8 protein-coding genes and 1 other annotated feature are annotated in these 10,295 nt (G+C 28.9%); of the genes, 6 read left to right on the forward strand and 2 right to left on the reverse strand.

Going from position 1 to position 10,295, the window contains the following annotated elements:
- Positions 1-1,011: MATE family efflux transporter (locus Q5O29_RS09820; RefSeq protein ID WP_302632093.1), on the reverse strand; the 1,011-nt coding region annotated here is incomplete at its 3' end.
- 257 nt (positions 1,012-1,268) lie between these two features.
- Entirely contained in the window at positions 1,269-1,694 is a 426-nt protein-coding gene (locus tag Q5O29_RS09825) for a ferritin family protein (RefSeq protein WP_022212772.1), read from the reverse strand.
- A gap of 423 nt (positions 1,695-2,117) precedes the next feature.
- On the opposite strand from Q5O29_RS09825, the gene Q5O29_RS09830 reads away from it, so the two are divergent.
- The 6 genes from Q5O29_RS09830 to Q5O29_RS09855 all read left to right on the forward strand — a co-directional run bounded on the left by Q5O29_RS09830 (position 2,118) and on the right by Q5O29_RS09855 (position 9,907).
- Positions 2,118-2,822, forward strand: coding sequence for a response regulator transcription factor (locus tag Q5O29_RS09830; protein ID WP_022212773.1), 705 nt, complete (start codon positions 2,118-2,120; stop codon positions 2,820-2,822).
- Entirely contained in the window at positions 2,797-4,953 is a 2,157-nt protein-coding gene (locus Q5O29_RS09835) for a sensor histidine kinase KdpD (RefSeq protein ID WP_022212774.1), read from the forward strand. Before Q5O29_RS09830 ends, Q5O29_RS09835 begins: the two co-directional genes overlap by 26 nt.
- 84 nt (positions 4,954-5,037) lie before the next feature.
- Positions 5,038-5,287 (forward strand) — a binding site (T-box leader).
- Positions 5,288-5,423: 136 nt separating this feature from the next.
- Positions 5,424-5,909 (forward strand): Lrp/AsnC family transcriptional regulator, encoded by a 486-nt coding sequence (locus tag Q5O29_RS09840; RefSeq protein ID WP_022212775.1) that lies wholly within the window; start codon positions 5,424-5,426, stop codon positions 5,907-5,909.
- A complete protein-coding gene (locus tag Q5O29_RS09845; RefSeq protein ID WP_022212776.1) occupies positions 5,906-7,072 on the forward strand; it encodes an aminotransferase class I/II-fold pyridoxal phosphate-dependent enzyme in 1,167 nt (388 codons plus the stop codon). The genes Q5O29_RS09840 and Q5O29_RS09845 overlap by 4 nt, the downstream gene beginning before the upstream one ends.
- A gap of 26 nt (positions 7,073-7,098) precedes the next feature.
- Positions 7,099-7,965, forward strand: coding sequence for an EamA family transporter (locus tag Q5O29_RS09850; protein WP_022212777.1), 867 nt, complete (start codon positions 7,099-7,101; stop codon positions 7,963-7,965).
- Between the two features lie 778 nt (positions 7,966-8,743).
- A complete protein-coding gene (locus Q5O29_RS09855) occupies positions 8,744-9,907 on the forward strand; it encodes an iron-containing alcohol dehydrogenase (RefSeq protein WP_022212779.1) in 1,164 nt (387 codons plus the stop codon).
- Positions 9,908-10,295 lie beyond the last annotated feature (388 nt).

Below are 10,295 nucleotides of genomic sequence, written 5' to 3' on the forward strand. Positions count from 1 at the left end.
TTGAATTGATATAAAACCAATAATACATATTACACAGGCTGCAATAGTAGCGTATTTAAATGCTTCTTTAGCTCTTTCATACTTTTTAGCACCATAATTAAATCCGATAATAGGCTGGCACCCTTGATTTATACCAAATATAGGCATCATAAATATTATATTTAATGAACTTATTACTGTCATAGCACCAATTGCTAAATCACTACCATAAGTTTTTAAGGCGTTATTAGCAATAACTTGAACTAAACTATTAGCTATTTGTGTAGCAAATGGAGCTATTCCAATGGCAAAAGTCATAGTTACTAGGTGTTTTTTTAATTTAAAGTTTTCAATTTTTAACTTTAAGTTTGAATTACCAGATGTGTAGTAATATAAAATTATAAAGAAAGTAATAGCTTGTGAAATAATAGTTGCTAAAGCAGCACCTTTAACTCCTAGGTTAAGTACAAAGATAAATAGATAATCTAGTATAATGTTAGCACCACAGCCAATTACCATGGTTATGGAAGACATTGTAGGATTTCCATCAGCTCTTACTGTACTGTTTAAAGCAAATGAAAGAATATTAAATGTACATCCAAGCAAAATTATACCTATATATTCTTTTGCATAAAATAGTGTATTTTCACTGGCACCAAAAAGATTTAGAATAGGGTTAGCAAAGATAGTTCCAGTTATTGCAATAGCTAGTCCTACTATTATACTTAAAGTAAAAGCATTTCCCAAAAGTTTTTCAGCTGTAGTTCTATTTCCTTTTCCTAAATTAAGGGAGATATTAGCAGTAGTACCAATACCAATAAGCATACCAAAGGCTAGCACTATTGTCATAATTGGCATAGTAATACCTACACCAGTTATTGCTAGTGAACCTATATCAGGTATATTTCCGATGAACATTCTATCAACAATGTTATATAGGGCATTTACTACCATACCAATGATGGCTGGAATAGAATATTGTAATAACAACTTTCCAATAGGTGCATCGCCAAGATGTTTTTGATTACTCATAAGTTGTCCTCCTATTTATGTATTATATTGTTTGTAATCTTTTGTAAAAATATTAATTATTCAACATCAATATTAAATTTATTAAACTCTTTTGATAAAAAAGATTCCATTCAATAAAGATACTTGTACATTATAGAGAAAAATATTTGCAAATACAACCTTTTTTTATTATGAGTTACGGGTTATAAATTAAGAATAATAAAAATAGCCTAGCATAGGATATTATAGCTAAGGCTATTTTACATTAAAGGTTATAATTATAAGCGATTAAGCATTCCATGAAGCATACTTGCATGTCTTGCTTCATCTCTTGCAGCATGATCAATAAATGTATAAAGTTCCTCAAGTCCGGCAGCTTTTGCTTTTTGAGCTAATTCAGCTTTTAATTTGTTGGCACCAATTTCACCATTCATCATATTTGTAAGATTAGTTTTAGTACAGTCAGATACTCTACCAGTAAGTTCTGCATATTGAGCTGCATGTTCAGCTTCTTCCCAAGCAATAACTTTAAGTACTTCTGCAATTTCAGGATAACCTGAACGTTGAGCAACTCTAGCCATTGCTAAGTAAAGTCCTACTTCAGCAGTTTCTCCATTAAATTGACCATTAAGGCTATTTTTTAATTCTTCATTATCCTTAGCAACACCAAGTTGGTTTTCAATTACAAAACTTAATTTTTCCATAATATCATTCTCCTTTTATACTTAATAGATAGATTGTTGAATAAATAAAATTTGCAAAAAATAGTTATTCAACAATCTATTAATAATAAATAGTATTACCAAAATAGTTATTTTTAAATTAGCAAGTTATAGATATTTCCAGAACTGTGGTAAATACATTACAAAATAATTGTTGTGAAAGGTATTGGAGTAATACTGGAGCTATGGATGAAGTAGCTTGCAGTTTTTTTTATTTAGAATTTCTTTAGAAATATTAATCTTTTTTCTTAAGTTTTATCCTTTATTATATAATTATACTAAGAAAAGGAGAGTGAACCAATGGAAGGTAATACTATAATTCAATACTTAGCACAATATGGAACATTATTTATATTCATTTATAATAGAGTTAGTTAATAATGTTTTAATGAAAGAAGGAGTTTTATGAATTCATATAGTATTTTAATAGTTGAAGACGAAATTGATATAGCCAGAGCCATAGAAGCTTATTTAAATAACCAAGAATATAAGACGTTTATTGCAGGTAATGGTATAGAGGGGTTAGAGGTTTTAAGCAACGAAGAAATACATTTAGCTATAGTGGATGTAATGATGCCCAAGATGGATGGTATAACCTTTGTTATGAAGCTTAGAGAAAAATATGATTTTCCAGTGATAATGTTATCAGCAAAATCAGAAGAAGTTGATAAAATAATGGGCCTTAATATAGGAGCAGATGATTATGTTACTAAGCCATTTAGACCATTAGAGCTTTTAGCAAGGGTAAATTCACATTTAAGAAGATACTCAAGATTTTTAAATATGGTAAAGCATGAAGAGGAAAATACCAATGTATTTGAAGTTGGTGGTTTAGAACTTAATACTGATACTAAGGAAGTAATTCTTGATGGTAAAAGTATAAGGATGACACCTAGTGAGTTTAAAATTCTTGAATTACTTATAAGAAATCCAGGTAGGGTCTTTTCAGCTGAGGAAATATATGAAAGAGTATGGAATGAACAGGCTATTAATACAGATACAATAATGGTTCATGTGAGAAATATAAGAGAAAAAATAGAAATTAATCCGAAAAAACCAAAATATTTAAAGGTGGTGTGGGGAGTTGGATATAAACTTGAAAAGCAATGATAAAAAAGAAAATAAGATTTTAACTAGTTTAATAATATTATTAACATTATTTATAGCAGCCATAGGAATGTTTAAAACATATCCTTTTATAAGTAAATTAGCAAAGGATACATCATATAATTATTTAGAAAACTATGATTTTGCTAAGATATTAATAGAATCTAGTTATGCATTAGATTATAAAATTAAAAACCAAAATAGTGAGGAAATAAAAGAACCTAAAGATATATTTATAGATAAAAATAGTATGAACTATTTATATGAAGGCAATGAAGAATCATATAATGATGAGGTATATTACAGATTTAATGAGAACTTTAACCGATGGATTACAAATTTAAAAGGGAGTTTAAGTAATCTTCAATATTTTGCCTTGGATAAGGAAAGTGGATTAACTACCACAAATATCAGTGATAGTATTACCGTTAAAGAGGATAAAAATATAGATTTATCTGAAATAGATATGAATAAATATAGATTTACTGTAGTACTTAATTTTGATGAAAATGGGAATATTTCTTTAAGTGATGTTAAGGGAGTTAATGCGAATACTATATCATCAACTATGTATGATTATAAAGATATTATTGATGGAGAAGCATCACAAATTATTACTCCTATTAAGAATATGACTTATGTATTTGCTGTGCCAACTGAACTAGTTTATTCAGATCATCTTTCATGGAATATAGACAATGCTTCATATTATGGATATGAAAGTTATGGAACTTTAATCAGTGCAAGTATTATAGCTATAATATTATTAACAGCTTTAATATTCCCATATAAGAAGGTTAAAGATTTTAATATTTTAAAAATACCATTTGAAATTTGGTTCATTATTATAAGTTGTGATATAGCATTATGGATTGCAGCAGCTGAAAGTATGATAAGGGTATCGTATTTAAAGGAGTTACCTATAATAAAGAATCAGATAGTATCTGAGGGCATGGTAAGTACATTTAATATAGCTGTATGGTTTGGAATTTTTGCCATAGCTTTCTTTGGAATGACAGTAATAAAATCAATGTTTAAAATTGGATTTAAAGAGTATTTTAAGAGCAGAAGTATCATAGGTAGAATATTAGTTTGGATATTTATATATCTTAAGAAGACTATAAATTATGTAACAGAAATAAATTTAGAGGAAAATAACAATAAGTATATTTTAAAGCTTGTATTAATAAATGCAGCTATATTATTAATTTTATCTTTTATTTGGTTCTTTGAAATTCCGTTTATAATTATCTACTCAATAATACTATTTATTGTTATTACAAAATATGTAGATGATATAAGTGATAAATATAAAAGATTAACTACGGCTACAAATGAAATAGCGGCAGGAAACTTAGATGTTAAAATAGAAGAAGATTTAGGTGTATTTAATCCATTTAAGGATAATTTAGAAAAAATACAAGGGGGATTTAAGAAAGCAGTACAAGAAGAAGTTAAAAGTCAAAGAATGAAAACTGATTTAATTTCTAATGTTTCTCATGATTTAAAGACTCCTCTTACAGCAATAATAACTTATGTTGATCTTTTAAAAGATGAAAATTTAAGCCAGGAAAAGCGTAAGCAATATATAGAAATAGTGGATAGAAAGTCACAAAGATTACAGAATCTTATTGAAGATTTATTTGAAATGAGTAAAGCAAGTAGTGGAAATATAACATTAAATATAGAGGAGATAGATATTGTTTCACTAATGAAGCAAACACTACTTGAATTAGATGATAAAATTAAAGCTTCATCATTAACATTTAAAAATAATTTTCCAGAAGAAAAGGTAGCGCTTCAATTAGATAGCCAATGTACTTTTAGAATCTTTGAAAATATTATTATAAATGCAACAAAATATGCTATGGCAAATAGTAGGGTATATTTAGATATAATAGAAAGAGAAGATAATGTAGAAGTTATAATGAAAAATATGGCGGCAGAAGAAATAGATTTTAATACTAATGAAATAGTGGAAAGGTTTGTTCGTGGTGATGAATCTAGAAATACTGAAGGTTCAGGATTAGGCCTTGCCATTGCAAAAAGTTTTGTAGAATTACAAGGTGGAAGCTTTAAAATTGAAGTTGATGGCGATTTATTTAAGGTAATAATGAATTTTAAAAAGAATTAAGAGATGGATATAGCAAAATGTAAATAAAATATCATTGACTTACAATTGGTTGTATTAGATAATTAATATATAGATAAAATCATAATAAAGATAGTGATGAGGAAGAGTATTTAAAGATATTATTTTTAGAGAGCTAAGGTTTGGTGAGACTTAGTAATGATTCTTTTTAGAAGCAGCCTTTGAATTGCTTAACTGAGAACTAAGTTTAGAGCTTAATGTAGGTTGAGACGTTACCTTTACGTTATAAAAGGAGAAATAATTATTATTTCTACTGAGTGAACAATTTATGTTGTTTATGAGGGTGGTACCGCGGAATTACAGCTTCGTCCCTTTTTAAGGGATGAGGCTTTTTTGTATAGAAAAAGAAATAAGTTTTTATGGCTTTAAAAAGTTTAGGTATAAGATAATTCTGGAAGAGGCTTAGCTATTATAGAATAAAATAAACATTTATTTAATTTGGAGGTATAAAATTGGAAGAAATTTTAGAGATATTGGAGAAGAATTTTAGGTATACCGATGAGCAGATTGCAGTTATGGTTGGCAAGACTGTTGAAGAGGTAAGAGAAGCAATACAAGATTATGAAGAAAAAAGTATTATTGCAGGATATACAACACTGATAAATTGGGAAAATACAGGGAAGGAAGTTGTTACAGCATTAATACAGGTGAAGGTTACTCCTCAAAGGGGAGAAGGGTTTGATAAGGTTGCAGAGAGAATATATAGATATGATCAGGTACAAGCGTGCTATCTAATGTCTTCTGGTGGTTTTGATTTAACTGTTATAGTGGAAGGAAAGACCATGAAAGAGGTGGCTACTTTTGTAGCGCAAAAGTTAGCAGTACTTGATAATGTAGATGGAACAGCAACGCATTTTGTATTAAAGAAGTATAAGGACCATGGAACAATATTTAAGGAAAAGAAGAATACTGATAATAGGGAGGCTATATTTATATGATACTAGAAAATATGATTAGGAAAGAAGTAAAGGAGATGCCTCCTTCAGGAATAAGAAAATTTTTTGATATAGTAAATGAAATGGAAGATGTTATTTCATTAGGTGTTGGAGAGCCAGATTTTGTTACACCATGGAATATAAGAGAAGCGGGTATATACTCGTTGGAGCAAGGAGATACGCACTACTCTTCTAATGCCGGATTTATTGAGTTAAGAGAAGAAATAGCTAAATATTTAAAAAGAAGATTTGATTTGTTATATAACCCATCAGATGAAATACTTGTTACAGTGGGAGGAAGTGAAGGAATAGATATTGCTTTAAGGGCATTGGTTGGTCCAGGTGATGAAGTTCTTATTCCAGAGCCAAGTTTTGTGGCATATAAGGGTTGTACTACATTTACAGGTGCTAAAGCAAATGTATTAGAGTTAAAAGTAGAAAATGATTTTAAGCTAACAGCTGATGAACTTGAAGAAGCTATTACAGAAAAGACAAAGGTAGTTATCATACCTTTTCCTAACAATCCAACAGGAGCAATAATGACTAGAGAAGAATTGGAGCCTATTGTGGAAGTTTTAAAGAAAAAAGATGTAATAGTTATATCAGATGAAATATATGCAGAACTTACTTATAATAAGGAACATGTATCTATTGCCAGCTTCCCAGAGATAAAAGATAAAACTCTTGTGATTAATGGTTTCTCAAAGGCTTATGCTATGACAGGATGGAGACTGGGATATGCTTGTGGAAACAAGGTATTAATAGATGCAATGAAAAAAATACATCAATATGCAATAATGTGTTCACCAACGACAGCACAATTTGCAGCTATTGAAGCATTGAGAAATGGTGATGAAAGCGTTAGTGAAATGGTAAAGGAATATAATAGAAGAAGAAGAGTGCTTGTAGATGGATTTAGAAAGTTAGGATTTGAATGCTTTGAACCTTTAGGGGCATTTTATGTATTTCCATGTATAAAATCTACAGGGCTTTCATCAGAAAAATTTTGTGAGAAGCTTCTTTTAAAAGAAAAAGTACTTGCTGTGCCAGGTAATGCTTTTGGTGATTGTGGAGAAGGATTTATTAGAGCTTGCTACGCATCATCAATGGAAAATATTTATGAAGCACTTAGAAGAATAGAGCGCTTCGTTAAAGAAGGCTTTTAATTAAAAAATGATTGGAGGTGAAAGAAATGTGGATTTTATACGCCTTTGGGTCGGCACTTTTTGCAGGTGCAACATCAATACTTGCCAAAATAGGTATTGAATATGTGGATTCTCACGTAGCAACAGCATTAAGAACCATTGTAGTTCTTATTTTTTCATGGCTGATGGTATTTATTGTAGGATCTCAAAACCAACTTGTAGATATAAGTATTAAGAGCTATATATTTTTAATATTATCTGGTATGGCCACAGGAGCATCGTGGCTATGCTATTTTAAAGCACTTCAGCTTGGTGATGTTAATAAGGTGGTACCAATAGATAAATCCAGCACCATTTTAACAATGGTACTAGCGTTTATCTTCTTAAAGGAAGATATAACCGTACCAATGGTAATTGGAATGATAGCAATAGGTCTAGGAACATATTTAATGATTCAAAAGAAGGAAGAAGAGCAAAAGGAAGTTAAAAATAAGGCATGGCTTATATATGCAGTGCTATCAGCAGTATGTGCTTCACTTACTTCTATATTAGCGAAAATTGGTATTGAAAATGTAGAATCAAATTTAGGAACAGCTATTAGAACTATAGTAGTACTTATGATGGCATGGCTTATTGTATTTTTACAAAAAAAACATGGACAAGTAAAGAAAATAAGTAAAAAAAGCTTACTGTTTATTGGATTGTCAGGAATTGCCACAGGAGCATCTTGGCTTTGCTATTATAAAGCTCTTCATGATGGTTTAGCATCTATTGTTGTACCTATAGATAAGTTGAGTATTTTAGTGACAGTAGCTTTTGCATATATATTTTTAAAGGAAAAACTTTCTAAAAAGTCAGCAGCAGGACTTATTTTAATAACAGTAGGAACATTAAGTTTGTTAATAAAGATATAGAAATAATTAGGATATTATAAATAAGGTATAAATGATAGAATTTATGAAGATTAAAAGAATATATTAAGGAGCAAAACTTTACTATATGCGTTGACGGTTTTAATGGCTTCAAGGAAACTATCGGAGCCACTTTCCCATTTGCTAAAATACAAAGGCGTATAAAGAATCTAACTTTTTTATAGTATGTTTAATTATAAATTTTAAAATTATTTAATTTTTTATCCTATGATATATGATGGGAATCATAGTTGAAGATATAACATAACAAGTAATTATTTTTTTGCCAAATTCAATATTAAAATTATTTTTAAAAACAGATGGAGAAATAATAATACTAATTCCAATTAAAATCCAAATAAAGTATATAAAAGTTGAAATTTTTATCTTTTTTTTCATTCTTTAAAAACCTCCTTAATTATTATTATCTGACTTATGGACAGGTTAAGCTCATTTCTACCTTAAAGAATTCTACTCTATTTCTTTAAGTAAATAATCAATTCAAAGTTCTACTATTCATTTTTCTTAATTAATTATATAATAAAACATTTAAAAAAAATGCTAAATATTGTCTAAGGGAGTTAATGGTAAAGTCACTATTAATAATTAGTGTGAAAGTTATTGGATTAACTAAAAGAATTTGTTAAAAAAGTATTTGACTTAGAGTTAACTTCAACTGGTATACTAAACTTAAGTTATTTAAATAGATATAGGTATTGGGAAAATACTAAAGTTTATTTAGGTATAAATAAAGATATATTGAAAATATAGGAGGAAGATTATGTTATTTGATTTTATTTATTATAACCCAACAAGAATACATTTTGGGAAGGATTCTTTAAATCAGTTAAAAGGGGAGCTTGAAAGTTATGGAGAAACAATACTTTTAATATATGGAAAGAACTCTATAAAGAAAATAGGTTTATATGATGAAATAGTTAAGATTTTAAATGAGGGAGGAAAAAAGGTTATAGAGCTTTCTGGGGTTATGTCAAACCCTACTTATAGTAAAGTTTTAGAAGGGGGAAAGCTTGTTCGTGAGAATAATGTAGATCTTATATTAGCAGTTGGTGGCGGATCTGTAATAGATTGCGCAAAAGCAATTTCAGTATCTGCTTATTGTGAAGGAGATGCCTTTACAAGATATTGGATTAATTTTGAACCAGTTAATAATAAAATTGTACCAGTAGGATCTGTTTTAACAATGGTTGGTACTGGTTCAGAAATGAATGGGGGATCAGTTATTACTAATGAAGAATTAAAACTTAAAAATGGTAGAGTATATCCATCAGAAGTATATCCAAAGTTCTCAATCTTAAATCCTGAGTATACTTTTTCAGTTCCACAATATCAAATGGTAAGTGGTATATTTGATATTATGTCACATCTTATGGAGCAATATTTCTCAGGAAATGATAATAATACTACTGATTATGTAATTGAAGGGCTTCTTCGTTCAGTGATAGATAATGCAAGAGTGGCTATTAAAAATCCAAATGATTATGAAGCTAGAAGCAATATTATGTGGAGTGCTACCCTTGCTCTTAATACTATGGCTGGTCTTGCAAAAGAGCAAGATTGGGAAGTGCATATGATTGAACATCAATTAGGTGCTTATACTGATTGTGCACATGGTATGGGATTAGCAGCAATTTCTATTCCATATTATAATTATATTTATACTTATGGTTTAGATAAATTTGTTAGATTTGCTAAGGAAGTATGGCATGTATCACCAGAAGGTAAAACTAAGGATGAGATTGCTAAAGAAGGTCTTGTAGCCTTAGAATCATTTATTAAAGAATGTGGTATGGTTACTTCTCTTAGGGACCTTGGAGCAACAAAAGAAATGTTACCACTTATAGCAAACTCTACAGTGTTGGGTGGAGGATATAAAAAACTTACGGCAGAAGATATTTTAACAATTTTAGAAGCTTGTTATTAATTATAGAGATTAGAAAGAAATTTTTGATGAAAAAAGAATTTATTAATATCATTTAATAATGTTTACATAGGATGATATACTAAAAATAAGTTAAGAGATAGTCTATTTATGGATTGTTACTGGTAAGCAGGCAAAACCTAAATTGATAGTAATATTATGGTTAGCTATAAAACTAACTTTGGTTGCTATTGATTTAGGTTTTTTAGTGATGAATATATTATTATTGCTATTATTTTAGTACAACATCAATATAGAAAGAAAAAATTATAATTATATTGTTAAAAAGGATAATAAAGGTTATGAAAATATATAAAGTTTTAAATAATAATAATTTAAATGACAAGTTTCTTTGATAGAATTAAATCTTACGAAGAAAATAAAGATTTAG

It is taken from the genome of Clostridium sp. CAG:265 (assembly GCF_000436575.1).
Taxonomy (GTDB): Bacteria; Bacillota; Clostridia; order Clostridiales; family Clostridiaceae; genus Clostridium; species Clostridium lentum.